27 protein-coding genes are annotated in these 25,609 nt (G+C 60.8%); 19 read left to right on the top strand and 8 right to left on the bottom strand.

What is annotated here, in order from left to right; genetic code table 11:
* Positions 1-44 precede the first annotated feature (44 nt).
* Both PMI02_RS17800 and PMI02_RS17795 read right to left on the bottom strand, forming a co-directional pair.
* Positions 45-845 carry a type 1 glutamine amidotransferase domain-containing protein gene (locus tag PMI02_RS17800; RefSeq protein WP_007685359.1) on the bottom strand — a complete coding sequence of 267 codons (801 nt, stop codon included), beginning with the start codon at positions 843-845 and terminating at the stop codon, positions 45-47.
* 135 nt (positions 846-980) lie between these two features.
* Positions 981-1,940, bottom strand: a complete 960-nt coding sequence (locus tag PMI02_RS17795; RefSeq protein WP_202948632.1) for a proline iminopeptidase-family hydrolase — start codon at positions 1,938-1,940, stop codon at positions 981-983.
* Between the two features lie 335 nt (positions 1,941-2,275).
* On the opposite strand from PMI02_RS17795, the gene PMI02_RS17790 reads away from it, so the two are divergent.
* From PMI02_RS17790 to PMI02_RS28425, 6 genes are all read left to right on the top strand, one after another.
* The gene (locus PMI02_RS17790) at positions 2,276-3,058 is read left to right on the top strand and encodes a response regulator (RefSeq protein WP_081496728.1); all 783 of its coding nucleotides are present in this window, start codon (positions 2,276-2,278) and stop codon (positions 3,056-3,058) included.
* Between the two features lie 82 nt (positions 3,059-3,140).
* Positions 3,141-4,076 (top strand): cytochrome-c peroxidase, encoded by a 936-nt coding sequence (locus PMI02_RS17785; protein ID WP_202948631.1) that lies wholly within the window; start codon positions 3,141-3,143, stop codon positions 4,074-4,076.
* Positions 4,073-6,526 carry a DAHL domain-containing protein gene (locus PMI02_RS17780; protein WP_007685355.1) on the top strand — a complete coding sequence of 818 codons (2,454 nt, stop codon included), beginning with the start codon at positions 4,073-4,075 and terminating at the stop codon, positions 6,524-6,526. The genes PMI02_RS17785 and PMI02_RS17780 overlap by 4 nt, the downstream gene beginning before the upstream one ends.
* Before the next feature lie 149 nt (positions 6,527-6,675).
* Entirely contained in the window at positions 6,676-7,074 is a 399-nt protein-coding gene (locus PMI02_RS26510; RefSeq protein ID WP_081496725.1) for a UrcA family protein, read from the top strand.
* A gap of 115 nt (positions 7,075-7,189) precedes the next feature.
* A complete protein-coding gene (locus PMI02_RS17775) occupies positions 7,190-7,840 on the top strand; it encodes a LysE family translocator (protein ID WP_369751238.1) in 651 nt (216 codons plus the stop codon).
* 55 nt (positions 7,841-7,895) lie between these two features.
* The gene (locus PMI02_RS28425) at positions 7,896-8,165 is read left to right on the top strand and encodes a cupin domain-containing protein (protein WP_157222580.1); all 270 of its coding nucleotides are present in this window, start codon (positions 7,896-7,898) and stop codon (positions 8,163-8,165) included.
* 406 nt (positions 8,166-8,571) lie between these two features.
* On the opposite strand, the gene PMI02_RS17770 is transcribed toward PMI02_RS28425, so the two are convergent.
* Positions 8,572-9,627: an aldo/keto reductase gene (locus PMI02_RS17770; protein WP_007685353.1), complete on the bottom strand. Its 1,056-nt coding sequence runs from the start codon at positions 9,625-9,627 to the stop codon at positions 8,572-8,574.
* 288 nt (positions 9,628-9,915) lie between these two features.
* Between PMI02_RS17770 and PMI02_RS17765 the strand changes: the two genes are divergently transcribed.
* The 4 genes from PMI02_RS17765 (at position 9,916) to PMI02_RS17750 (ending at position 14,460) form a co-directional block, all read left to right on the top strand.
* Positions 9,916-10,572, top strand: coding sequence for a glutathione S-transferase family protein (locus tag PMI02_RS17765; protein ID WP_157222579.1), 657 nt, complete (start codon positions 9,916-9,918; stop codon positions 10,570-10,572).
* Positions 10,573-10,772: 200 nt separating this feature from the next.
* Positions 10,773-11,807 (top strand): LysR family transcriptional regulator, encoded by a 1,035-nt coding sequence (locus tag PMI02_RS17760; protein WP_007685351.1) that lies wholly within the window; start codon positions 10,773-10,775, stop codon positions 11,805-11,807.
* A 672-nt stretch (positions 11,808-12,479) separates the two neighbouring features.
* Entirely contained in the window at positions 12,480-13,385 is a 906-nt protein-coding gene (locus PMI02_RS17755) for a LysR family transcriptional regulator (RefSeq protein ID WP_007685350.1), read from the top strand.
* Between the two features lie 508 nt (positions 13,386-13,893).
* A complete protein-coding gene (locus tag PMI02_RS17750; protein WP_036504370.1) occupies positions 13,894-14,460 on the top strand; it encodes a hypothetical protein in 567 nt (188 codons plus the stop codon).
* Between the two features lie 206 nt (positions 14,461-14,666).
* Here the strand turns inward: PMI02_RS17750 and PMI02_RS17745 are convergent, their stop codons facing one another.
* Positions 14,667-15,677, bottom strand: a complete 1,011-nt coding sequence (locus PMI02_RS17745; RefSeq protein ID WP_007685349.1) for an aldo/keto reductase — start codon at positions 15,675-15,677, stop codon at positions 14,667-14,669.
* A gap of 1,312 nt (positions 15,678-16,989) precedes the next feature.
* Between PMI02_RS17745 and PMI02_RS17740 the strand changes: the two genes are divergently transcribed.
* Entirely contained in the window at positions 16,990-17,667 is a 678-nt protein-coding gene (locus PMI02_RS17740; RefSeq protein ID WP_007685347.1) for a hypothetical protein, read from the top strand.
* 504 nt (positions 17,668-18,171) lie between these two features.
* Here PMI02_RS17740 and PMI02_RS27745 read toward each other — a convergent pair.
* Positions 18,172-18,555 (bottom strand): transposase, encoded by a 384-nt coding sequence (locus PMI02_RS27745; RefSeq protein WP_202948630.1) that lies wholly within the window; start codon positions 18,553-18,555, stop codon positions 18,172-18,174.
* Between the two features lie 27 nt (positions 18,556-18,582).
* A complete protein-coding gene (locus PMI02_RS28420; protein ID WP_369751239.1) occupies positions 18,583-18,855 on the bottom strand; it encodes a transposase in 273 nt (90 codons plus the stop codon).
* Positions 18,856-19,215: 360 nt separating this feature from the next.
* Here PMI02_RS28420 and PMI02_RS27250 point away from each other — a divergent pair, with 360 nt between their 5' ends.
* A complete protein-coding gene (locus PMI02_RS27250; protein WP_036504369.1) occupies positions 19,216-19,431 on the top strand; it encodes a hypothetical protein in 216 nt (71 codons plus the stop codon).
* A 31-nt stretch (positions 19,432-19,462) separates the two neighbouring features.
* Here PMI02_RS27250 and PMI02_RS27245 read toward each other — a convergent pair whose 3' ends face one another.
* The gene (locus tag PMI02_RS27245) at positions 19,463-19,957 is read right to left on the bottom strand and encodes a hypothetical protein (RefSeq protein ID WP_157222578.1); all 495 of its coding nucleotides are present in this window, start codon (positions 19,955-19,957) and stop codon (positions 19,463-19,465) included.
* 78 nt (positions 19,958-20,035) lie between these two features.
* A complete protein-coding gene (locus tag PMI02_RS17715) occupies positions 20,036-20,500 on the bottom strand; it encodes a hypothetical protein (RefSeq protein WP_157222577.1) in 465 nt (154 codons plus the stop codon).
* 264 nt (positions 20,501-20,764) lie between these two features.
* Between PMI02_RS17715 and PMI02_RS17710 the strand changes: the two genes are divergently transcribed.
* The 7 genes from PMI02_RS17710 to PMI02_RS25975 are packed head-to-tail and all read left to right on the top strand — an operon-like array spanning position 20,765 to position 25,604.
* Complete coding sequence (locus PMI02_RS17710; RefSeq protein WP_007685341.1) at positions 20,765-21,091, top strand: hypothetical protein; 327 nt, start codon at positions 20,765-20,767, stop codon at positions 21,089-21,091.
* Between the two features lie 59 nt (positions 21,092-21,150).
* A complete protein-coding gene (gene traL / locus PMI02_RS17705) occupies positions 21,151-21,435 on the top strand; it encodes a type IV conjugative transfer system protein TraL (RefSeq protein ID WP_007685339.1) in 285 nt (94 codons plus the stop codon).
* Between the two features lies 1 nt (position 21,436).
* The gene (locus PMI02_RS17700) at positions 21,437-22,015 is read left to right on the top strand and encodes a type IV conjugative transfer system protein TraE (protein ID WP_007685337.1); all 579 of its coding nucleotides are present in this window, start codon (positions 21,437-21,439) and stop codon (positions 22,013-22,015) included.
* Positions 22,008-22,811, top strand: coding sequence for a type-F conjugative transfer system secretin TraK (locus PMI02_RS17695; protein WP_007685336.1), 804 nt, complete (start codon positions 22,008-22,010; stop codon positions 22,809-22,811). Before PMI02_RS17700 ends, PMI02_RS17695 begins: the two co-directional genes overlap by 8 nt.
* Positions 22,811-24,127, top strand: a complete 1,317-nt coding sequence (locus PMI02_RS17690) for a TrbI/VirB10 family protein (protein ID WP_007685334.1) — start codon at positions 22,811-22,813, stop codon at positions 24,125-24,127. Before PMI02_RS17695 ends, PMI02_RS17690 begins: the two co-directional genes overlap by 1 nt.
* An 8-nt stretch (positions 24,128-24,135) precedes the next feature.
* The gene (locus PMI02_RS17685; RefSeq protein WP_007685332.1) at positions 24,136-24,951 is read left to right on the top strand and encodes a DsbC family protein; all 816 of its coding nucleotides are present in this window, start codon (positions 24,136-24,138) and stop codon (positions 24,949-24,951) included.
* Positions 24,951-25,604 (top strand): hypothetical protein, encoded by a 654-nt coding sequence (locus PMI02_RS25975; RefSeq protein ID WP_007685331.1) that lies wholly within the window; start codon positions 24,951-24,953, stop codon positions 25,602-25,604. Before PMI02_RS17685 ends, PMI02_RS25975 begins: the two co-directional genes overlap by 1 nt.
* Positions 25,605-25,609: the final 5 nt, after the last annotated feature.

The following is a 25,609-nucleotide window of genomic DNA, read 5'->3' as shown; positions in this document are numbered from 1 at the left end:
ACGCCGGACGCCGGACGCCGGAACGGGAACACGCAGCCGATCCGCTAACTGGCGGGCGTCTGACGGCCAAGGGCAGCGACGAACTTGGCCGCAATCGACTTGTCGGAGGCGGGATTTTCGCCGGTGATGAGTTCTCGGTCCTCGACAACAAAAGGGGCGAAATTCGTGTCACTCCAGTTCACCACTCCGCCCGCACCCTCGAGGGCGTTGACCATCTTGAAATGCAATTCGCCGTGAAGAAGGTTCGCCTCGGCAATCTCCTCCTCATTGGTCGAGAAGACCGTCATCTTGTAGCCAGCATAGGGCCAGCCGTTGCCGAACTCGGCGATCTTCTGCGCGTCGCCGGCGATGAGCGCCTTATGGTATTCTGCCGCGTGAGGAAGGGCTGCCAAGGTTGCGATAGGGCCGTGGCACAGCAAAGCGGTCGGTTTACCGTGCGCATGGAAGTGACGAAGTATCTCGCCGAGATCGGTGTCCTTCATGAGGTCGACGATCGGCGCGTGGCCGCCTGGCACGAAAATGCCGGCAAAGGTGTCGAGTCCGTCGTCGAGGACCGCCCGGAGCGTGCGAACTTCGTTCATCGCCTCGCTCTGGGCAAAGAATTCGCGGCCGCGCTCCCAGGCGGCCTCGTCTCCGCCGAAATGTTCGGCCGCGTCGGAATGCTCGTCGATATGCGGTTTTTGACCATTTGGCGTTGCGAGAACGATCGCATAGCCGGCCTCGACAAGCGCCATCGCAGGCACCACCGTCTCGTTCAAATACTGCCCGGTCGCGGCCGTCTTGCCACCTTTGAGGCCGAGCCGGGTCGCGTTTGAGCCGACGATGAGCACCGTCCCTTTGGACATATATCCTCCTGCGTTTGTCGGTCGAATAGTTCACCCGGTGACCGGGGTCACCGACCGGACTTCCTCGATGGAAGATAGAGCTCAGACGTCAGAAGCGCCGCTTAAACGAGATAAATTGCTGCAAAGTCGGCCCGGTCAGGTGACCTTTACGCTAGGCAGGAAGCGCAAAAGGGCCTCGAAATAAGCCTTTTGATCATCCCACATCGCCAGATGACTTCCCTGCTGGCTAATGAACAGCTCGGCGTCGGAAATGAGACTGGCTTCGCGCCGGACACTTTGGGGGTCCATTTCATCATTGGCAGCACCCATTATCAATGTCCGGGTCCGGATCTTCGGCAGGTCCGCCCATCGGTCCCATTTGCGCAGATTGCCGGTGAATACGAACTCATTTGCGCCCTGCATCTGGTTGTAGATGTCGCCGTTGACAGCAGCGAACGCTTTCATAACTGGCTCGGGCCATGTCTCGAGCCTAAGGATGTGCCGGGGATACAGTTCGCGTTCGATGATCTCGTTGAATTCCTTGCCGCCTGCTTCACTGGCCGCCTCGAGGCGATCGAGCTCTTTGCGGGTTGCCTCGGGCAGCGCCGCGCGCAGGCGGGTCGTGTAGGCAATATAGTCGTCAATGCTTGCGGTCATGTTGGAGAGTATGAAACCCGAAAGTCGATCGGGATGGGTTAAGGCATATTCAATGCCGAGAATACCGCCCCAGCTGTGGCCGTACAACACGAACCGATCGAGCCCGAGCCCGGCGCGCACTTCCTCAACTTCCTGAAGATATCGTGGCAAAGTCCAAAGGGAAGGGTCGTTGGGTCGGTCAGAGTTCCCGCAACCGAGCTGATCGTAGAAATAGAGCTCATACCCCGCCTGCGGTAGGAAATCTGCGAAACACTGAAGGTAGTCGTGCGAGAAGCCAGGCCCGCCATGAAGCAGGAGCACTTTCACCGGGCCAGATCCCATCCGTTGCGTCCACACTTTATGGCCGCTGCTTAGCTTGATCCAGCGAACCCCCGGTGCATTTGTCGCCTGCCTGGGCGCAGCCTGGAGCGCATCGTTAGCCATACCCGAGCATAGCAACGTCGCGGCGGTCGCGCCCATCTGGAGCAGAATACGTCGACTGATTTGAGTCTCGGGCATTCGCATTCGACGTCCGTCCTTATTCGCGTAGGGGCATGTCCGCACTCATCGCCAAACGACGAAACACCGTTGCGGAGCACAAATCTCAAGTTCCGTCTTGGCGTGGAGAACGATCTCCTGCGAGTGAATCCTGGTGAAATCGTGTTGCATCCGTAACTTAGAACACAAGCCGTTGGCGATCCGCTTTAGAATGGCCCGTGGTTTCGCGCGCGACCGCACCCCGGGCGCCATAGATTTAACCCCGTTTTACTCGACAGCGGTGGATTGCTCGATCATCGGCTTCGACAGTTATGAATATGGAGCCACGCGTCTCAGATCGAAGCGATGCTTCGGGTCAAATTGAGGACACGCTGCAGGGCAGTCCCGGGCGAGTTCTCGTCATAGATGATGATGCCGAAATGCGCGATGCGATCATTTCCTATCTCAGCTCGCATAATTGCGCCGCAGAAGGGTTGGTAGATCCCTCCAACCTCTCGCAGCAGCTTGCAAGCGTCCCGTACAGCCTTGTAATTCTCGATATTCAACTTGGAGCGCACGATGGGTTCGACGTGCTTCGCAAGCTGCGTGAGCGGTCCGACGTTCCTGTTATCATCATCACTGGCCAACGGCAGGACGAGATCGATCGCATCGTCGGCCTCGAACTCGGGGCGGACGACTATCTCCTCAAACCTTTCAACCTGCGTGAGCTGCTCGCCCGGGCCCGCGCGATATTGCGCCGACAAGAAATAGGACGCACGCGCAGTAATCGGAAGCGCGATCGCGGTATCTACCGGTTTGCGGGGTGGGAGTTGCGCCGTTGGACCCATTCGTTGGTGGATCCCCGTGGCGACGCCGTTGCGCTTACGAAGAGTGAATATGCCCTTCTCATTGCCTTTCTTGAATCGCCGGGTCGGATCCTGTCACGGGAACACCTCCTGCAGGCGACGCGAACGCATGACGACGTCTTCGACAGGAGCATAGATGTCCAGGTACTTCGGCTGCGACGCAAGTTGGAGACGGATCCCGCACAGCCTCGATTGATTCGAACGGAGCGGGGGGCGGGGTATATTTTCGACGCGACCGTCGAGCGCCTCTTTTAGCATGGTACTCAAGCGAGTCATCTCGGTCGCTCGCCGTGCGTTCCGGCCGCCAGCAACAAATGAGGAAACATATCTCAGACCCGTGGCTACGATCAGCCTGATCGTGGCGCCCGGCATCCTGTTGGTTGCCGCGCTGATTGCGCGAAGCGGTCCCGTTGTTGCCGTTCCCTCAATTGAGGCCCCTGCTGCGTTGGCGCGCGGAGAGCCGATCCTGGCGATTGTGGTGCACGAGAAGCGACTTGGTCCCAAAGAGCGGCTCGGAAGACAGTTTTTTGTTGATGCGCGGCTATCAGGCGACAGCCGTACATCCTGCCAGAGTTGTCACGATCTCGGTTCCAACGGTGCGTTCGCCGGCACTCGGCAAACGGTCTTGGACACGCCAACTGTCTACAACGCAGCACTGAATCGCCATCTCGGCTGGGAGGGAAGGGGACCCTCGCTCGAATGGATGGTGATCGCTACGCTCAAATGCGACCTGATGACACGAGGTGTCGATCTTTCCACCCGCCTTAATCGGCTGCGACGAGATGCAGCCGTCAGTGACGCTTTCGAGCGTGTCTATGGCCGTCCGCTAGATGCCTTGGGCGTCGCCCAGGCCATCGCGGCGTTTGAGCGAACGTTGGTGACGCCCAGCCGCTTTGACCAATGGCTTTCCGGCCAATCAAACGTGCTGAGCAGAGAAGAACGTGAGGGTTATGCGCTATTCAAGCGGCTCGGTTGCGTCTCCTGCCATCAGGGCAGGAACATCGGTGGCAATCTCCGTCAAAGGCATGGCATCTTCCGGCCGCTGGCAGCGCCAAACCCGAGAATTCTGAGGGTGCCAAGTCTACGGAATGTCGCGGTGACGCCTCCCTACTTTCATGATGGCAGCGCACCGACGCTGGATGACGCGGTCCAGCGAATGGCGGCTGCTCAATTGAATGTGGATTTGAGCAGGGAGGACAACCGGCGTATCGTCGCTTTTCTCCAGTCCTTGACGGGCGAATACAAAGGCCGCAGACTCGAGGCCCCGAGGTGAAACTCCTGGATGCCGCTGCGGCATGCGGGCTTGTGGGCCTGCTTTCGTGGCTGCTGCTGCTTAGCTTATCTCCCTATACCGCACCTGGCCGCGGCGCCCTCGCGGCGCTTGAAGGTTACAGCGCAAGCGAAAACGCCCTTCATCGCGACCTCTTGAGTGCGCGAAGCGGCCTGCTCAATAATTACGACCCGTTAGACGCCGACGTCGATATGATGCGACGGATGCTCGACAACGTCAAACAGGCCTCCAGGCTTGCCAGGGATCCTGCTTCGCTGCGCGCGCTGGAGGGACATTTTCGCCAGCAACGTGAGTCGACCGAACGTTTTAAATCAGAAAACGCGCTTGTGCTCAACTCGCTGGCATATTTCGCCCTGTTCAGCGAGCGGATCAGCGGCGGCGAAAAAAATCTGCCGGTGCGCCAGTCCGTGGAACGACTTTCGACGGCGATGCTACAGCTGAACTTGCAACCAAGCCCATCCTCAGAAGATGCGGTCCGGATGAGACTATTAGACCTGAAGATTCTCTGCCGGCATGTGCGCTGCGGGCGCGACGCGATCGGGATCCAGGCCCATGCGGGATTGCTCGCAAGGTTGCTCCCGGAAATCGATATGCTCATCCGTGGCCAAGTCAGCGTGAGCGCGACCATATCGACGGCGCCCATTCGCATGCGTCTGCTGGAGCGGGAGGGGCAGGCGGAGGAGGCGGCAATCCGTTACCGACTGCTCCTTTATCTGGTCTCGCTCGCTCTCGTCGCCGTTCTAGTCAGGTGGGGCCTACGAATACGGGCAGGCTCTGCCGTACTGCGCCGTCAAATCGCGCTCGAGCACGCCCTTTCGCAGCTGTCGATGCATATGCTGGCTGCGCCGCCCGGGACACTGAAAATGGTCCTTGAGCGAGGCCTTGGCGAGATCGCTTTGCCAGTCGGCGCCACGCACGCTTATCTGCTGATGCCTGACAGGAACGCTGTTTGGACCTGGCCCGCCTCGCAGGCGCGGTCATCGTACTACTTCTTGGCTACTGACCTGCACCTCAGTCCTTCCGAAGAAGGGATCCTGCGTCTTTCCGTCCGCGATCTCGCATTGGAATCGCCGCTCAGGAAAATCCTAATGGAGGCTCAACTGGTCAGTTGCCTCTGCATCCTGCCGATGCGCGGCGCGCCATCTCGGAACATCCTTGCCTTTGGCTTTCCGTTCGAATGCAAACCTTGGCCGGTGGAGGAGCAAGCGATCCTGAGGGCCGCGCTGGACGGTGCGTCGCTCGCGTTTGAGCATGAAGAGCTTTCTCGCGAGCGACTACGACTCGCGGCGGAATTGTCGCAAGCGCGCCGTGTCGAAACGGTCGGCGCCTTCGCCAGCGGCATCGCTCATAACTTCAACAATCTTCTCGGTGCGATCAGTGGCAACGTCGAGATTGCAGCGGGGCGCGCTTTGGATTGTGAGACCCGCCACAATCTCACACAGATCGAAATTTCTGCTGAGCGCGGGAAGCAACTTGTTCAGGGACTTCTCTCGTTCGTCCGTCGGCGTGACCACCAGTACAGGCTGATCGCGCTCGACGCCCTTGTCGCCGAGACAGCGCGCCTCGCGCAGGCCGCGATCGGGACGGAGGTTCAACTTGTTGTCACTGCCGAGGCGGGGGGGGGCAGCGTCATGGTTGACCCGTCCCAGCTTCAACAGGTCATCCTAAACTTGTGCCAAAATGCAGCCCAGGCGATCGGTCGCGGGCGCATTGAGATCAGAACAGGACGGCGCACGCTCACTACCCCGTGCGACCTAAGCGATGTTAGTCTGTGCGAGGGAGACTACGTCACCGTCGAGGTCGCGGACCGGGGACCGGGTATAGACGCGGAAACTCTCCAACGCGTGTTCGAGCCATTTTTCACCACGAAGGCGACCGGGACGGGATTGGGGCTGTCGACCGCGCGCGATGTCCTGGTTGAAGCAGGAGGAGCGCTGGAGCTGCTCAGCGAGTGTGGTACTGGTACGAAAGCGAATGTCTGGTTGCCGTGCTACAAGGAAGACGACGCAGCGGCGGAGGTCGCGGCCCAGTCCGGCCGAGACTTGCTGGGCGCAGGAGAGGCGGTCCTGTATGTCGCTCCCAATGATCAAGAGCGGCTGTTAGGGGAGGACCTGTTGGCTGCCCTCGGATATGAGCCGGTCGGGTATGCGGGCGGCAAGGAGATCCGTTCCATAATTAAACAATCGCCCGACCGGTTCGACGCTGTCCTTGTCGACGACAGGGTGCTCGGGGATGAGGTGATCGGGGCGCTTCGCGAAATCCGGCAGTTGCGCCCGCACCTCCCGAGGCTACTAGCCGTGGGGTCGTCCAGGGCGCATCGCTCCGAGGCCCTGGCATTGACGGGAATCACAAAGATCGTCAGCCGGCCGCTCAATCCTGCCGAACTTGCGACCGCGTTGCGCTCCGCCCTGACCCGTGAGGTTACTGCCTGAGCCACGGCGTTGCGGAGACCGCTGTTAGACGGCCCCCCGGCATGGGGCCGGGTCTCGCTCATTTCGACTGTAACCATAAAAGCCGCTTTCTGAAGCCAAGCCGATGAGCAGCTCCTGCATTGTCTCGGTCGATTTGAAGGAGCAGATTGATGATGTCGATGTCCGCGTGGATCGGTCGGTTCGCGAGCAATGCCGCAGCACTTGCTGCTGGTGCTGTAGGGATTTGTGTTGCTGGGGCGATGCCCGCGACGGCACGCAGCCAGGTTCAGGATGAAGTGAGGACCGAGGCGGTGGCGATCGGTGACCTGGACCCGAGCTCGGCAAATGGACGGGTTGCCCTCCATTATCGTATTGGCGCTCAGGCGAGTGGGTTGTGCGCGGCGAGCGGCGTGCAAAAGCCTTCTCAGTACCGCGCCTGTGTTGAACTGGCAGTCGAAGAGGCTCAGAAGAGCTGTCGACGTGCGGCTGCTATCTGTGAAGTGACGATCGCGCCGTTTGCGCGTACCCCAGTAAAGCCGCGACCGACATTTGGTCCGCGCGGCATGTGACTGGAATGGGTGACGATCCGGCGGCGGGTGACTGGCCGCCGGATACCCACGGTCTTTGATCTTTCCCCGAAACATTGGCTGATCAGGGCCCCAGGATCTTTCACTTGTGACAGGTATGCGTGCCTTTCCCCTTTGGACTCTGAACATGACAATTCAGGCTTGGTTTCTCTACCTCGCCACGGCGACCTTGCTCACAATGACACCCGGCCTGGACACAGTCATGGTGTTGCGGACTTCGGGGGCAGAGGGTTTTCGGAATGGCGCACTTGCGGCGCTAGGGATCGGCTGCGGATGCCTTTGCTGGGGCTCGGCGACCGCCTTGGGGCTAGGGGCACTGCTGGCCGCATCGCCGGCGGCCTTCATGGCCCTGAAGCTTTTTGGCGCAGCCTATCTCGCTTGGTTGGGAGTAAACTTCCTTATGCATCCGCGTGGCTCGGTTGAGGCGATCCCGGCAGGCGCAGAGGATGCAAGCGGGGCGCGGGCCTTCCGCCGCGGGTTTTCGACTAACATCCTCAACCCCAAGGTTGGCATTTTCTACCTCACACTGCTGCCGCAGTTCGTACCACACGGTGCCGTGTCGGCTTGGCTGTCGCTTCAGCTTGCGGGCGCACATGTCGCGATCGCATTGTGTTGGTTCATCATCCTGGCCGGATTGGCGGGAACGGTAGGACCATATCTGCGGAGACCGCAAATCGTAAGGTGGGTCGATCGGGCTACCGGCGGTGTGTTCGTAGGCTTCGGCATACAGCTAACCCTCGGTCGCTGACTGGGCGGACATCAGCCTGACTCATGATGCCAATGGCGGCTGTTTTGCTGTTTCCTTGAGAGAGTTGCTGCGTCACGTTGCATACCACCAGTATCTTGGTCGCCTTTCGCAGTTTGGGGTTGTAGCCAAGCAGGGCGATGGGTCGCCGACGGTGCTCCACCCCTATAGCAACCTACTTGTAAACATTGTTTCGGGGCAAACGCAGCTGCGTATCATCGCAGGGCAACAGGAGTATCTGGGGAAAGGGTGTACGGTCTTCCTGCCCGCTGAAACGCCGCATGGATGTGAATGCGCATACGAACCGGCACGCCTTCTACTCACCTAGGCACCCGGAGGATCGAAGCGGGCTTGTGCTAATCGCACTTGTAACGACACAGTTGCCGCCGCGCACTCATATGGTACCGGGCTAGCCTTCGACGGAGAACCGTTTCCCAATGTCATTGCTGGCCGATGCAGGGGGCGCGATGTTACGGATGAAACAGAGATACCCATCCCGGAAAACATCCTCGTAACATGAAAAGCCCAGACCGCATTCATGAGTGTATCCGCTGAAGATTTTGACATTGATAACCCGCATACATGGTCGCTGGAGGTCAACTTCGAGATGACCGTAGGTCACGTGATCACAGAGGGCCTCAGAGCCGTTACCCTTTGGACACAGTTGCGGTTTCGAGGGTGGAAAGCTCGGGTCGTCGGTCGCCGTCTCAGCAGGGCTGGCGGTTGGGTAAACGTCACCCGCCCGTGTGCGGCCCCATCAGCAGCAGATCGGCATTCGACAGACGGTCTTTCGCGTTCGCCAGCTGATGCCAATAGGGATAAAGGAGGGGGGGTTGGCTCACCGCCTCCAGCTGGCCAAATTCCTCGTCAGTGAGCCGAAGTTCGATCGCCTTCAGGTTATCGGTCAGCTGAGCCTCGGTGCGGGCGCCCACGATGACGCTGGAGATACCAGGGCGACCGAGAAGCCACGCGAGGGCGACCTGAGCTGAGGTTACGTTGCGAAGGGCCGCAATCTCCACTAGCACCTCGACGATATTGTAGAGCTTCTCCCAGTTGCGGACTGGCGGCTCGTTCCAGTCGGCGGCGCGGCGGGTCCCCCCCGGCTCGGGTATGCCGCGCCGATACTTGCCGGAGAGCAGACCGCTCGCGAGCGGTGACCAGATCACCGCGCCCAGCCCTTGGTCAATGCCGATCGGCAGGAGCTCATATTCGGAATCGCGAGCCTGCAGCGAGTAGTGGATCTGTTGGCCGACCGGACGGACGAGGCCCTCGCGTTCGGCGATCGCGAGCGCCTTCATAACGTGCCATCCGGAGAAGTTCGAGACGCCGACGTAGCCTATCTTTCCGGCGCGGGTGAGGTCGTCGAGCGCGCGCAGTGTCTCGTCTAACGGCGTCAATCCATCCCACTGGTGCAGCCAGTAGACGTCGATGCAATCGGTGCCGAGCCGCTTGAGGCTCGCCTCGCACGCGCGGATCACGTGATAACGCGAGAGGCCGCGGTCATTGACGCTGTCACCCATTGGGAAGCGCACCTTCGTGCCGAGCAGCAAGCGGTCACGGCGCCCGGCGATCACTTGCCCCAGGATCTCCTCGGACTGGCCGGAAGAGTAGATGTCAGCGGTGTCGAGGAAGTTCACGCCGGCATCGAGGCACATGTCGACCTGCCGGCGGGCGTCATCAAGGCCGGTCGAGCCGACCTTGGCGAACATGCCCTGTCCGCCAAAGGTCATCGTTCCGAGGGTGAGCGCCGAGATCTTGAGGCCTGAACGGCCGAGCAGGCGATAGTCCATCTGTTATCCTTTCCAATGTCACTAGACCCCGCTCGGCTCGCTGCGCTTCGCACCGGGTATGCTGTCCTCACATTCGTTGAAGCAGAGGCTTCGATCAGCGTGCCGCATAGTTCGCGCCGGGTCGGATGCGAGCAACGCGCAATTGCGAACGCTGCTTGTGCAAAATCTTCGATTGTCAGGAATTCCGAGAGGCAGGATCAATCGCGGCAGCTCAGCCGGCCCGTCGCTTCGTCATCGGGTGACAATGGACCTTCCTTGTGTTGAGGCAGACAGATGGATGGGGCGCGAATGAAGCTTTACTGGTCCCCCTGGACTCATTCCCTCGGGCCGCAGATTCTCGCCTATGAGGCGGGCACGCATATCACTGTCATCCAGGTCGACCCGGATACGGGGAACGCCGAGGACGGTCGGGTTCTTGAGGATATTGATCCCTTTGGCGTCCTGCCCCTACTTGAGGTCGTCGAGGGAGCGACGCTGCGCGAGCCCGGCGCGATCCTGCAGGCCATGATCGCGCTGGCTCCCTCCGAGTTTTACACGCCGCCCAGTGACACGATCGATGCGTTTCGTCTCGCGCAGTGGCTGGAGTTCGGAGCTGGAAGGCTTGCCAGCGCCATACAGGAGGCCGCCGACCATACTCATAACCGGAGCGATGCCATGCACACATCGCTCGCCCGTTGCGTTGGCTGGATGGATGTCCAGCTCGGCATGCGGCCCTATCTGATGAGCGGCGGCTATTCGGTCGCCGATATCCACGTCTGGGCGCACCTTTACCGAGGTCTGTCGGTCGATGCTTCTGGCGATGGACACCGGAGTGTCCGATTCGGTCACCATTCGAACGTTCAACGCTGGTATGATGCGCTAGGTGGGCGACCGGCATTCCAGGCGGTTCTCGCCGGCGAGAGCCGCATTTCGCAGGCAGTGGTCAGGCTTGCCGCGGCAAGATAAAAGTCGTGGCGCGTTCGTTTTACTTCGTTTAACGAGCCGTCACAGGCCCTTTCGGATATTTCCAGGTCGTCCACGCAAAAGGCTGGTGCCGGTTGTTGGGCGGTTGCCTTGGTGCGGTACGCGCAGGCCTCGGCCTGCTCATCGAAAGACTGTCCACTGCAACCGCCACAACTGCTCCAGATCCATGATCGGAGCGGCATATGGAATGGAGCGATATCCGGATCTTCTTGGCGGTGGTGCGAGAAGGCACCATGACGGGGGCGATGCCGCTCCTGCGCCTCGACCATTCCACGATTAGCCGCAGGATTGCGCGCCTAGAGCGCGAGGCGGGGGCTCAGTTGTTCGATCGCGCGGGGCGCCGGCTCACTCTGACACCGGAGGGTGAGCGACTGCGGGCGACCGCCGAGAAATTAGAATCGATCATTCTTCAGGAGGTCCTGACCTTGGCCAGCGAGCAGGAGCGGATTGTCGGATCTGTCCGCGTCGGCACGACCGAGGAAATTGGGGCCCATTATCTGGCGCCACGCCTTGCCGCGTTGACCGCCGCCCATCCAGGCCTCGAAATCGAACTGGTGGCGGTGCCGCGAACCTTTTCTCTCGCATCGCGCGAGGTCGACATCGTGATCACCCTCGATCGGCCGAACAAGGGTGTTGTTCGTTTCAAGCGACTGATCGATGTGGAGTTCGGCGTTTACGCCTCGGATCGCTACTTTGCCGATCGTCCGGTGCCCACAACCCTCGACGAACTGCGCGAAGAAACCTGGTGCGGTCCGATCAAAGAACTACTGTTCACGCCCGAACTGGATATCTTGCCGGCGTCTGCCTCGGACGACCTCAATGTCAAATACCGCACAACGAGCATGAGCGTCCAACTAGGTGCCGCGATGGGCGGCAATGCTCTCACCGTGCTGCCCTGCTTCATGGCAGACCAGGTCGGTCTGGCGAGGCTCGCCTTGGACGATGCCATCTTTGAGCGGACCTATTGGCTCGTTGTTCATGAAGATCTGGCACAGAACTCTCGTGTCCGCGCGCTGATGAACGCGATTGAAACACTCGTTCAGAGCGATCGCGCCATCTTCCGCCCGAGCGCCGGGGTTGGCGCGAACGGTAGCGACGTTGCGATGCTCCCACGGGTTTCTGCCCTGACGCCGCCGTGGATCGACCGTACGAAGGAGACGGTCGGTGATCAAAATACTTTCAGCCGCTTTGCGTCTGTCGGCGGCCATGCCGCCTGACGCAGCGAGCGCGCAGGACAATGCGGTCAAAGTCCTGTCGCGCATGATGGTGGGAAGCGGCTTGCCTGTTGCGGCTCCAGGCCGAGGGCTGTCCCTTTGTTGGGTCACGTTCGAGCCGAAGGCAAGCATTCCCGGCGAGGTCCATCCCGGGCGGCAGGTCGTTTATACCGTATCTGGTCGACTGTCGCTGCAGGGAACCGGCTGCGTGGCGGTGTTTCGACGGGCGCAAAGGAGAGATCCGGCAAAACGTCCGTTTCCACGCATCGCACCATATTGTTTTGCAAATGCGGCCGGCTCCCCGGCCGGCTGCATGCCGGGGCGCCGACCCCATACCCCCCGCTCGGCGTCCCGGCCCCCTAGGCCACCAGCGCCTGTGGAATGTAGCAGTCGGACTATCCGTGCGCCTGCATATTTGATGTGCCAGGATGCACAAGCCTTCCGGCTTCTTCGCGGTTGTACAAGAACCGTGGTGGGCTCACATAGATGAGGCCGTTCAGGCATCCTCTCCTAAAACTCGGGGCCGCCACAGTGTGGCCCCTTTTTTATCTGCTCTCTCTCGTCGCGTTCCGCGCGAACGCCGCGACTTGTTCGCAGCGTTCACGAATCAGCGAAATTACGAACTCGATCCGCTATGGCCATCTCTGATCTTCGAATTGGAATTACAGCTAGACCATGGATAATCGTGCCGGCGAAATGGTTGTCTTTGTTCGCGTGGCGGAAACCGGGAGCTTCTCTGAGGCCGCGCGCCTCATGCTGATGACCCCGTCTACCGTCTCCAAACTGATCGCCCGGCTGGAAACGCGCCTTGGAGTCCGCCTGATCGAACGTTCGACACGCCGACTTGCACTAACGCGCGAGGGTCAATTCTACTATGAGCGAAGCCAAAGCATGATTGCAATGCTCGACGAAACCGAACAGCAACTCGTGCAGGGTGGTGGAGATGCCGAAGGTGTGGTGCGGGTCACTTCTTCGGTGACCTTCGGGATCGCAGCGCTGGAGCCGATCCTGCCGGACTTCGTCGAGGCCTATCCGCGTATCGTCGTCGACGTCTCGCTATCCGATGATGTGGTCGATCTCTACCTCGATCGGACCGATGTCGCGATCCGGGTGGGCAAGCTTTCGGACTCTAACCTGATGGCGCGAAAAATCGGTGAGACGCGGCGCCGGATCGTGGCCTCACCGGCCTACATCGAACGCTACGGCCTGCCGGCGGCGCCTTCGGATCTAGCAAACCACAATTGCCTGGGGTTCAATTTCCGCCGCGCCCATCCGGTCTGGCCGATGCGCGAGGGGGGCCGGATCGTCGATAGGATGCTTAGTGGCACAGTACTGGCCAATAATGGCGAGACGTTGAGGCGGATGGCAATCGCCGGGGTCGGCATCGTTCGCGCGGCAGACTATCACTTGCGGGACGCGATCCAGCGCGGCGAGCTGGTAGAGATATTGGAGGAAAGCGACATCGGACAGATCGACGAGATCCACGCCCTGTTCCGGGGCGCGCAGTTCCTTCCCGCGCGCGTCCGAGCATTTCTAGATTTCACAGTGCCCCGGATGCAGCGCTTTCTGGAGAAAGGGTGAGCGAGCGCGCCGGGAGCAGCGGGAGGGAGCCCAGGCCGCGCGGGGCATCAGCGTTGGCCTTTCGCTAGCATTTGCCGAGGGACCTGCGCGCCGCCCTCGGGAAGGGCGGGAAGCTCTCAAACCACGCCTTTGCATAGGGCATGGCACTGTGTGGCCCGAGGTCCGCCTCTGTCGCTAAGACTTCGTAAAAGATGAAGCGGTCGGGCGCCGTGTCGTCTTCCTGCAGTAAGTGTGCGAGGCGCTATGGATCTCTGTGCACCTCTTCCAACAATGGAAAGGTGGCTTTGCGGTGTTCGGCTTCCCTTGCGGGCTTGGCCGGGACCTCGGCGATGATTGAATGGCTGTAGTCCGAAATCTGGGCGTAGCGGAGTCCCGCACAGGGCTGTGCGACCGCAGCGCTGCGAGTAGGATCGTCACGAAGGGCGGGTTACCGCCAGCGCCGTCAGCATGTAGGTGATGCGCAGTAGATGAGCTCCGAGCCGTTCGAGGGTGTTACCGTTACCTTGTTATGTTGGTGCTCTCCGGCGCGCCCTTGCGCTTCGCTTCGCACGCGGATGATGCGGTTGGCGCGAAGCTGGGTCATGCGACGCCGGGCGGATTCAGCCTCGAGATCACTGATGAATTTGTTTTAGTCGACGTCGTCGCGGACATCGAAGCAGATGTGCATCATTCGCGGAAAGGTCAGGCTCATATTCTTGAGCGGCGGCGCAACGCTGTCGGACCGCCCATTGGTTGGTTGGAGCTGCGATATTGCAAGAGCTCGATCACAACATTGTCGAACTGGATAAAGCCGACATCGCGGCGCTGGTCGCCGTCGCGCAGATTGCGGGCGCCGATCGTTTGCGGGGCAATTTGCAGATCGTTCGCCCGGGATCTCCTGGTCGGCGAGCACTGTGTTCCGGACGGAATCGCACGGGAAGTCGCCGCGCTGGAAGGCTTCAGTGCCACGGAGAACTTTGGTCTCGAGTTCGTTGGCCCGCTTCATGTTCTGGACGGTCAAGCCGAAATTTGGACGCCTTCGAGGCATAGCTGGAGCGGAGCGGTGTTGCGCCCCGCTGCAGACATCGATGCCTGAGCCGCGGCCGAGGTGGCGAGCACGCGCCGGTGGCTGCGGCGCCGGCGCCCAGCGGCGCGTCGGGGCGCCCGAGCGCCGGCTTTTCGTCCTGGAGATCGTTCATGGTCAGCCGCTTCTGGCTGGATGGTGCGCCGGCTCGCGGGCGCCGGGCGTCCTGCGGCCGAGGGTAGCCTCGATCGCAGGCGTCGTTTCAATTCAGTGCGGGATCAGTCCGCGATCGGGAGCGGAGCTGCCGCATCCACGAGGCCCGCCGCGCGGAGGTCGCGCCAGAAGCCGGCTGGAACGATCTCGGTGAGCGCCGTGCGATCCTCGGCGATGCGGCTTGGCTGGCTAGCACCCGGGATCACCCCGGCGACGGCCGGATTGGCAAGGGCGAATTGCAGGCCGGCTGCCTTCATGCTGATGCCGTGCGCGTCGGCATTCGCCTTGATGGCGGCGACCTTGTCGCGGATTACCGAAGTGATCGGGGCATATTCGAAGTTCGGGCCCCCAACGAGCGCACCGGAGCTATAGGGCCCGCCCACTACGATACCGAGCCCGTTTGCGGCGACTTCGGGCATCACTCGCTGAAGCGCACGGCTGTGGTCGAGCAGCGAGTAGCGACCGGCAAGCAGGAAAGCATCGGGACGGGGCTCGTCGAGCGCGAGGATCAGTTCGATTGGCTCGACCTTGTTTACGCCAAGACCCCAAGCCTTAATTACACCCTCGTCGCGCATGCGGTCCAGTGCACGGAAGGCGCCCTTGCGCGCAGTCTCGAAGACGTTGAGCCACTCGTCGCCGTAGAAATCCTGCGCGACGTCATGGACGAAGACAATGTCGATATGGTCCGTCTTGAGGCGCTTCAGGCTGTCCTCGATCGAGCGATACGTGCCCTCTTCGGAATAGTCGTTGACGACCTTGTTCGGGCGGCCGTTAGCGAAGACGTCGCCCTTTTCGCCGTTGTTACGCCCCCTGTCGTCGATCTCGTCGAGAACGACCCGGCCGACCTTAGTGCTGATCACATAGTCTTCGCGCGGCTTGGCCGAGAGGGCTTCACCGAGGCGGATTTCAGCAAGGCCAGCACCGTAGAAGGGGGCGGTGTCGAAATAGCGGATGCCGTCATTCCACGCGGCTTCAATGGTGCCGAGCGCTTCCCCTTCCGGGATGGCCCGGAACATGTTGCCGAGCGGGGCGGTGCCGAAGCCGAGCTTGCTCGGCAGGATATCCTTGAGTTCCATGATATGAGGCTTTCTGTCTGATATGTTCCGCCAAAGCATGTTCCCGGCGTCGAAAACCGAATTAGATCCTATGCAGGCGGCACGGTAGTTAGTTGCTGCTCTAAGAACTTTGGAAGTGGTTTCACAATTCCTTGAGGCCTTCGCACGGCGACCGTTGCGACGCGAGGCCCGCCCTGACTCGCGGCACGATAAGGTCGAGGAAAGTGCGCAGTCGCGTCGCCATGACCGGACCGCCAGTGTGGACTGCGAAATCTCCTGCTGTTCGCCTCGGCCTACGTGAGACGCGCACGAGCTTGCCTGCGGCGAGATCGTCGATGACTTGGAAGAGGAGATGCGAGTGAGGCCGACGCTGCGGAATGCCATGCGGCGGACCGTTTCGCCGCTATTGGCGAGCAAATTGGGTATGTGCGGGACGCCCAGCCGTATTCGGTCAGCGGCTAGGTAGCCACGTAGCGCCGAGAGCTGACGCTTAGGCAATTACGGCTGTCGAGTTCTGAAAAAGTGGCTCGGGGTCCCGTGACGACAAGGAAGAGGGCAACAACCTGTTCAGGGTCGGCATGGACATCTCGACGGGTGACGCGAAGATCCCGATGGGTTCATGGCGCCGATCGCGTCGCGTGCGGCACTGAAACCAGACTGTCCGTTGCAACCGCCTTGGAATCGACGAGCCAGGCCATGCGACGGCGGCGATCGACATAGGAAGATGGACGTCATGATGGTCGGGCTCGCCATCATGCCTGACCTAATGATCCGTTCTGGCGGACGCGAATTTTCTACGATCCGATGTCGTCCCGCCTGCCCCAACCTTATGCTTACCGACTTGCGCGCTATCCGGGCCCGCAGCATCGCGAGATCGTAGATTGACCGGCCGCGATAAGGCCCCTGGGTCCGCACTACCGCGATCCTGTTTGTCGCGCAGCGTGTCATCCGGTCTGTTTTTGCGGAGAAACCACGGTTTTGGCCTCGTCGTTCCAATCGGTCCATGACGGTGTGGATCCAAGGCGGTGCTCTTCGGAAAAAAGTTCTTCAAAAACCATGCCACTTTGACCGGAAAGCTTTGCCTGTCGAAAGAAGATGCCTCGAAGCCGACAGGACGAGCATAGCCGGTCTCCGCTTTCGATAAAAGAAGGGCCGCGCTTTACCAGAGCGGGCTTTCTAATGTCCTACCGACAACGTAGCAGCTTTGGCGAGCTGGGTCCCACTTGATCGAGTATGGCAAAGTCACATCTGCCTGCTGAATGCCATTGGTGACACTTTACCGAAAGACGCTGGGTGAAGTGTCACGCGTGACTAACGGAAAGAGGGCGCGAGAATGGGGATTCACTTTTCGTTCTCCATATGCTTCAATCCCCTTATGTTTCAGCCGGACCTCTTCACCAATGATGCGGTCGTTGAGGGCGACGACCTCGGACCAAATATTGCGACGCTACCGGTCGCGTCAGCGCGCGAAGTCGCGGCTCCTGCGCTCACGCGGGCGGCGGTTCTTCAGGTGAACGACGAAAATCTCGATCTGCCGGCGGTCCTGGAGCGTCTCGCCCGCATTTCGTCCCGGCCGCGCTACACCTTCATGGTACTCAACTTGATCGCTCGCGCCGCCGGGACATCCAATAGCGCAGGCCCCTATATCGAGGAAAATGGGCAGGCAGTCCCGGTGCGCGACTGGCTGAGCGATGCGCTGATGCCGATGGCGCAGCGCGATGCCCGCCGTCGGGCAGTGGTCGATCAGGTTCGCGCCGACCTCGACCGCAAGGGACTGTTGCCGCCCAACCCGCAGGCAGCCGACCAGATAATTGCGGGCGAAGTTCGCGAGCGGCTGCTGCATTCTGGACGGACCAATGTCAGCCGCGCAGTGTCCGACCTGGTGCGGGCCGGGCTCTTGCGGCGGCACTATCAGGGCTATCGCGTCGACCATTGCAATCGCGGGGCGCAGCGTGAGGCAGTTTATACGATCATCCCTGCGGTTCAGTCCGCGCTCGGTAAGACCGCGTAGATCGAGGCTGGGTGTCGTTGAAACGTTGACCCCGTCACGTCTTTTATCTGACGATGACCACGCGCTCCGCGATCGGTGAAAATCGCTACTGATCGGCCCCAAACGAATGGTCCGTCTTGATCATTAGTAGATTGCCTCCGGTGCCATGGCTGCCTGCAGGTAGAGCGTAGCGGAACCGGAGGTCGGCCATGGCGCCGGAGTTGTTGCCAGGGCGGTGGGCGATAGCCGTGCAGCCTTGTGCGGTTCTAGTGACGTCTACAGGCTTCGATCAGGGTGCGGGCTTCGGACGAGGTGTGGAAGATTAGGCGTTAAGTGATTCGTCGCGGATCGATCCGGCGAAAGACTTGCAATAGCCGTTCTCTGACGTCTGCCCAGCGTGATGTCGAGCGTCTTCAGACCGATCTTGGAAAACCACTACTGCACGGCCTAGTGATAAACTCCGGGCCATCGTCAGACCGTGTGCAGGCTCGAGGGCCACATCGCGTCACTAGTCACGCTACAAGGTCAGAATGACCTTAGTGAGGCTGCGCGAGCAAATTCGAGCCAGTATCTGGCGGTTGCGAGATGGACCATGCCGAGGAAGCTGTTGGCCAACTGGTCGTATCGGGTGGAGATGGCGCGATTGATCTTGAGGTGGCCGAACATGCGTTTGATTCGGTTGCGCTCCTCGTAGAGCACCCGGTTATGTTCGATCGTCATGCGGCGGTTTGATCGACCGGGAATGACAACCTCGATGTTCCGTTCACCAAGGTCGGCGCGGATAGCCTCGGCATCATAGCCCTTGTCCGCAAGCAAGGTGTTCGGCGCGCGCTCGGGCAGATCGATCAGGGCGTCAGACGCTTGCAATCTGCTGCCTCGCCGACCGTCAGATGGAAGGCGAGCGGTCAACAAAGGGCATCAGCCAAGCAGTGAGGCTTACTGGTGAATCCGGCCCGCGAGCGGCCAAGAGCACGTCAATGAGTCCCCTTTTCCGCCCGCTGCCAAGACGTGGGCGCGGACTGTTGTGCTGTCGATGCCGTAGTGCCCGCTGTCAACCATGATCTCGGCTAGCGTCACTGCAACGGTTTCCCAGACACCAGCCTCGCTCCAGCGTCGGAGCCGCCGATAGATCGTGTTCCAACTGCCGTATTTGGCTGGGACATCGCGCCACGGCGCTCCACAGCGGAGCCGCCAGAGAATGCCGTTGATGATCGAGCGGTACTATTCGGGTGGCCTGCCTCGACCACGGTTTTCAGGCCCAATCGGCAGCAAGTCCTTCAGAACACGCCACTCCGCTTCGGTCAGATCGCCCCGGCTCAAGCCTAACTCCAACCATCTGCCACGACATCAATCAAATCTCGATATAGCAGATAGCAGATAGCAGGTTGCGGCCGTGTGAGAGGCGGCTATTCTTCATGCATGGAGCATTCGTCCATCGTAGCTTTTTTAAATGGAGATTTGTCGCCTGAAGCCTTCGGGGGCGAAATATCGAACGAGGGGAATGCCTGCGAGGATGGCGGCAAGACTGAGGGCACGGGCTACATCATGGTGCCTGACGGACCAACCTAGGTGAACACTCGCGAGCACGCACGCAGGCTCCTTGAAGCGATGCTTTCGGACCAACTGGTTTTTATCCTGGCGAACTACACCGCCAATTGCCTGATGATGAGCGATAATTTCGACTTTGCCGATGAGGCTGTTGCCGAAGCGATAGCGTTTGTTGCGGAGGACAGCAGGCCGCCAACACACGATGAAACAAAAGCCGCCATAGCAGCGCTCAACTAGGCTGGAATTGTTCACGCCGCGTAGCAATTACTTATTCGGTGCGTCGCTCAAGCCACTGGCGCGTACGTTCCTGCTGCTCGACGATTTCAACCGAGATCCTTTCAACGTGCGCAGGGCAATGATGTAATGTCCGATGAATAACTGCGAAGTCGCCGCTGAGGGCCGCCGCACGCTCAGTCATAGCGGTGACGAGCTGTTCATTGTAAGCAGTTAGCACTTCACAGCATGGTTCGAAGTAGGCGTCTGGGTCATTTAGATAGGCGACGGCGATAAGTGCTCTCATCGGGTTAATGTCGAGAAATCGCGTTATCTCAGTCATTTCACTCATTGTGAGATTGCCACTATTGAGCTTATAATCGAATATTCGGCGAGTACGCTCGTTGATAACCCCGGCCCTACGCAGTGCTCTGTTGCTGATATTACGCTTGGTGAGGGCGGTTCTGATAAGTGCGGCGTACCCACCCGTTATTTCAGCGCTCGCTCGCTCGTTATCACCAGAGCCCGCTTCATCAGGTAATTCGCCCATTCAGCACCTCACCACAAATCACACAGCTAATGCAGTAGCATTGTCTATATGCGTGATTTCTGCCGAGTATTGCAAGCCTCAATTGCGAGGGGCTATCAATAGGCTGCAAGCCATGACCGCATCGCGCACGCCGAACATCGTCTCTCCAGCTTCGTTCAGTAGAGTTCGGAACGCCTCAAACTCCTTGTGCCGATCTGCGGAAAGCCGGACGAACACCTTGATATCTCCCTCAATCGGCATGATCGAAGCGAGATCGTCGAGCGCTTTTGGGACGGCTTCGGCAGGGAATTGCGTACCGCTGGCAATCACCGAAGCGAACGTCTCGAAGCGCCGCGTTCTTGCACTCAGATCGTGTATAGCTTGCAGAATAATCTCAAACGAGGCTGCATTCAGCCTTAGCGGGTAAACCGTGCTGTTCTTCTGAGATTCTTTCACAACTCGACCCTTGAAAGCGTGAGGCGGAGGATCGTTAGCAGCAACGCAGGGGTTCTCAAATCCGGGATCTTTCACCCACCGAGAAAAAGCGGGATTATGGTCGCTCAAATCAGGTGGAGTGATTTCGACACCAGCGTGGAGTGGATATGACGCCGGACTGGCGTCGTTTTGACACCATGCTGATGTCGTTTCGACGCCAAGGTGGCCACTAAATGGCGCCAATTAGCGGCATCTCCCCTCAAGCCCTACTTCATTTCGCCGCATTTGTGCTGTTCTTGCGCCCTAGTTACTTAAAACCTGTTGATCCAACGTTTGGTTCCCGGCTCGATGTTTATGCGCTGCTGCGCTGTTCATCTTGTGAAGGGAATCTTTATGAAGGTACTGAATCTAAATTCTGCCGGCAATCTCGCTGGCAAGGTGGCGCTTGCTGCCGCCGCAGTTGCTGCCGCCGGCGTCATCGGCGCCGAGGCCGCTCTGGCCGGCACGGACGCTACCTTCGACACTGCGCTGACGCAGTTCACCGGCTTTCTCGAAGGCTCGGGCGGCAAGATCATCACCGTTCTGTCGCTGGCCGGCGGCATCGTCGGCCTTGCGTCGGGCCGCTTCTCGCTCGGCCAGGTGGCAATCCCGGTCGGCGTCGGCGTTGGCGCGGGCACCGGCATCCCGATCGTCACCTCGACCGTCACCGCGACGATCTGACGCTTGGATGGGGAGTTGTCGGTGCGCCGGTAACTCCTCCTTCAAACTGGGGCGATTTGATGGATCCGTACAGTATACCCAAGCATCTCGATGACCCTGAGCTTATCGGCTTTTGGACGTTGGACGAGTTTCTAGTCATGATCATCCCTTTTGCGTGGGGGATCATGGCCCAGCATATTGTCATCGGCCTCATTCTCTCAATTGGCGCTTGGTTCGGCTATCGCAAACTCCGAGCCGGGCGTTCGATGTATTGGGTATTGCACTTCGCTTATTGGCACCTGCCGGGCGGGTTCTTCGGTCTGAAAGTCGCTCCGCCTTCTCACCTCAGGGTCATGGCGGGCTGATATGGAACTTTCTTTCGCACACGAGCAATCGCAGCGCGCGCTCAAGCAACGCAACTTGCTGGCGATCGCCTGTCTTGTCCTGGCCATTCTATGCTTCGCGCTGGTGACGATGGCCTCTAGCCGCGACCGTGAAGTCATCCTGCAGCCCGTCATTCCCAAGCAGATGGCGATTTCATCGTCGGGCGTCTCCAGGGACTACCTCGAGGCGGTCACGCGGGATGCGGCGCAGCTCGCGCTCAATCGCTCGCCCGAGACGCTCCAGTATTGGATGGACTCCATCCTGGAGATCACCGCGCCTGAGGCGCGCGGTCCGCTCAAATCCAAGCTCATGGGCATCCTGCAGGAGCAGCAGGGTTCCCAGGTCACGCAATTCGTGACCATCGACTGGATCCGCGTCGATCCAGAGGCACTGACCAGCGAAGTCGGCGGCGTCCTCCACACGGTCGTCGCCTCGCGCGACGTCCGCCGCGAGAACAAGGTCTTCAAGTTCGCTTGGAAGTACGAGGGTCTCAGCCTCAAGCTTCGCGGCTTCGGTGTCGTCGTCAAAAAGGACAAGGACAAGGACAACGCCGATGACTGACGTCGTAGCCGCCTGCGAGATCGCTTCGGGCGTCACGCTGCTTTCCTCCATCGACTGCTTCGCCAAGCGCTGCCTGGGTACACTCCTCCTGGGAGCAGGGCTCATGACGGCGGTTCCGGCGCTGGCGGACCAAAGCGTCATTGCGACCGACAACGGGGCAGTCGATTGCGATGCTTCCAAGCAGGACCTGACGCGCATCTCGCTCAAGGACGATCAGTTTGCGTCAGTGTCCAAGGTTACCACCGGGATTGTCACCGAGGACTTCGGGATCGTCAACGAGCCCACGCGTGGAGACATCTATATCTCGGTCCCGGAGGGCTACACTCGGTCCACGATCTCGTTCTTCGGCACCACGCAGAAGGGCTTCGTCTACAAGTTCGTGTGTAAGGTGAGCGGCATCGAGGCCAAGCAGGTCTTCGTGACCAATGCCGACATGGCGAAACCGGCCAAGCCGCAGGCGGTCGCGTTTAAGTCCAATCTGCCGCTCGACCAGCAGGCCGTGACCCTGGTGCGGGCCATGTTCGAGCAGAAGCCACTCGAAGGCTTCGAGATCCGCGATCAGCCGCGCACGCCGGTCAACGTCGGCAACCTGAAGGTCCAGCTCGTCAGCGAATACGATGGGCTGTCGATGGCCGGCAAGGTCCTGCGCATCGAGAACACCGGCAAGGAGCCGGTGGTTGTGAGTGATGACACCATTGCTTCGCAGGGCGCGATCGCGATCAGCATCTCCAACGCCTCCCTACAACCAGGGCAGGCCACAGGCGCCTATGTCATCGTGCCTGCAGGAGACCTGTAATGGATATCTTCACCCGCAAAGCCAAGAACGTCGACGAGCAGCAGGGCGAGGCTCTCGACGAGCTCGACGATGGCGGCATGATCGCCGAAAACTCATCGACCGAGAAGCGACAGAAGCTGATCCTCTACGGCGGTGGCGGCCTGATCGGTCTCGCCGCCATGTGGTTCGTGCTGGGTACCGACACCAAGAGCGAGAAGCTCGCTGCCGTCAAGGAAGGCGACGACAAGGTCGAGGTCTCGACCGACGCCATCCTCAACCGGCAACGCGCCGATCAGGACTGGATGTCGATGTACGATCACCAGCAGACGGCCCAGACCAACCAGCTCAAGGGCGTCCAGACTGCGGTTACCAAGGTCGACCAGGTGCAGAGCGAGCTTCAGGCGCTGCGCCAGGAAAACGAGCAGATGAAGGCGGATGCGACGCGGGTCCTCGATGCTTACGAGCGCGAGAACCGGGAGCTCAAGCAACAGGTAGGGAAGGGCGCCGGCCCCAGCGCTGACGCCGGTGCACCCGGCGCTGCCGCAGCGGCTCGCGCTATGGGTCTTGGCGGCGCCGGGCCAATGGCCCGATCCAACGAGGTCAAGCTGGTCTCGTTCAGCGGTGGGCCAGCAGGGCCAACGGGCGACGGCAAGCGGATCGACGCCGGCGGAAAGCAGGCGGCGGTCTACACCGACAGCCCCAACTATCTGCCGCCCAACTCGATGGCACAGGCCAAGGTCGTAGTAGGCGTCGATGCCGCCACCAATGTGCGGAGCCAGGGCGATCCGCTGCCCGTACTGCTACGCATCACGGGTCCTGCGCGCTCGGTGTTCTCGGACGGCAAGCTGCTGCGTACGCGGGTCCAGGGCTGCATGGTCAATGGCGCCGCCTACGGCGATCTCTCGTCCGAGAAGGTCTATGTAAAGCTGCAGCGCATGACCTGCCCGCAGCCGGGCGGCCGCTACGCGGTTTCCGAAGTCAAGGGTTTCATCTCCTTCGGGGGCAAGGTGGGCTTGCGGGGCAGGGTGGTCAGCCGCGAAGGCGGCCTGATCGGGCAGGCCTTTCTCGCGGGTCTCGCCGGCGGCTTCGGGCGCGGCTTCACCGCCAACACCAACTCGATCTTCCAGGGCGCCAACGTCAGCGTCGATGGCAAGCGCGACCAGCTCAGCACCGGCGACATCCTCAAGGGCGGCGTCGGTGAGGGCGTCTCCACTGCGGGAGACACCGTCTCGAACTACCTGATCGAGCGTGCCGAGCAGTATCAGCCGGTCATCGAAATGCCGACCGGCGCCGACGTCGAGGTCGTGTTCCTCGACGGAACCTTCATCCGCAATTGAGGTGATCCATGCGTAAGGCAATTCTTGGCTGCGCCGCGGCGCTCAGCGCTCTCGCCGGAGGCTCTGGCCTCTATGCCGCCACCGCCGATGCTGATGCATCGCTGACCAAGGCGCTGACCACGCGCCTGCCCAAGACACCGCTGACTTCGGTCAAGTGCGGCAAGATCGCGGGGCTTTGTGAAGTGCAGGCTGGCAGCAACCTGTTCTATACCGATCCGGCGGGTCGGTATCTCGTCATTGGGCGGGTCTACGACATGGAGACGCGGCAGGATCTGACCGCCGCGCGCCTGCTCGAGATCAGCCCCGAAACACTCGTCGGAGGAGCCGCCAGTCCTCAGGTTTCCGACGAGGCGCAGGCCGTGTCAGCCCCCACACGGCCTGCGCAACCCGGCCCCGGCAATCCCATGCAGAAGGTGGCGCTTGACGGTCTGCCAGCCTCAGGCGCGGTCAAGTGGGGCTCGGGGACGCAAACGGTCACTGTCTTCAGCGATTTTCGCTGCGGCTACTGCAACCGGCTTCACGAGACGCTCTCGGGCATGAACGTCAAGGTCATCGAGCGGCCGATCTCGGTGCTCGGGACGCGCTCGCTCTCGGATGCGGTGATCTGCTCGGCCGACAAGCCGAAGGCGCTGGTGCGAGCCTACAATGGCGAGAGCCTGCCCCCCGCCGGCAAGTGCGACACCAGCGGGCTCGATGCTAATGAGGCGTTCGCGCGGAAGAACGGGTTTGCCGGCACCCCGGTGATCGTGCGCAGCGATGGCGCGGTGGTCCATGGCTACCGCCCGCGCGAGTTCCTCGAGTCCTGGCTGAACGGAGCAAGCTGATGCGGGCCTCGATCCCGGCTTCGCTCACGCTCGCCGCCCTGGTGCTGACGTCGGGCTGCACCACATTCGGGTCCAATATCAACGGATCCTTCAAGTGCGAGGCACCTGACGGCGTCTGCGCTCCGTCGATTTCGATCGACGACAAAGCTCTGTCCGAGATCACGCAGGCTGATGCCAACGAGCTCATGGCGCCCGCAGGCCCTTACAAGGTCGATGATGGCGATGGCGGCCGGGCCCAGATGGCCAATGCGCAAGGCGTGATCGCGAGCCAGAACCAGGGCTACCAGCTGAGCATCGTCTTCCCGGCCTACACGGACGTCGCGGGTGTTACCCATGAGCGCCGCGCTGTTGCGGCCGCCGTGGCGCTTCCGGGGCGTACGGCCAGCAGCGTCGAGCTGGCAAGCCGCTCGCGTGGTCGTGGCGAGGCTCGTGGTCTTCTTGCTGCCGCGCAGAGCGCGCCTGCGCTGATCTCGATGACCTCGGGCGGCGACGAGGCGGCGGTGCTGGCGGATAACGGTGCGGCGGCAGCGAACGCTCCCAAGGTGGCAACCGCGCCGGCCGCCAAGGCCGTCGATCGGATCAAGGCCGATGTCGACGCCAAGCTGTCGAAGCGCGCACGCCGTCAGGCAGCCTCCTTCCCCTCCCCGGAGTGATATCC

The organism is Novosphingobium sp. AP12 (assembly GCF_000281975.1).
In the GTDB taxonomy this organism is placed as follows: domain Bacteria; phylum Pseudomonadota; class Alphaproteobacteria; order Sphingomonadales; family Sphingomonadaceae; genus Novosphingobium.
Note: the sequence above shows the minus strand (reverse complement) of the source record. Positions and strands in the feature narration are given on the sequence as shown.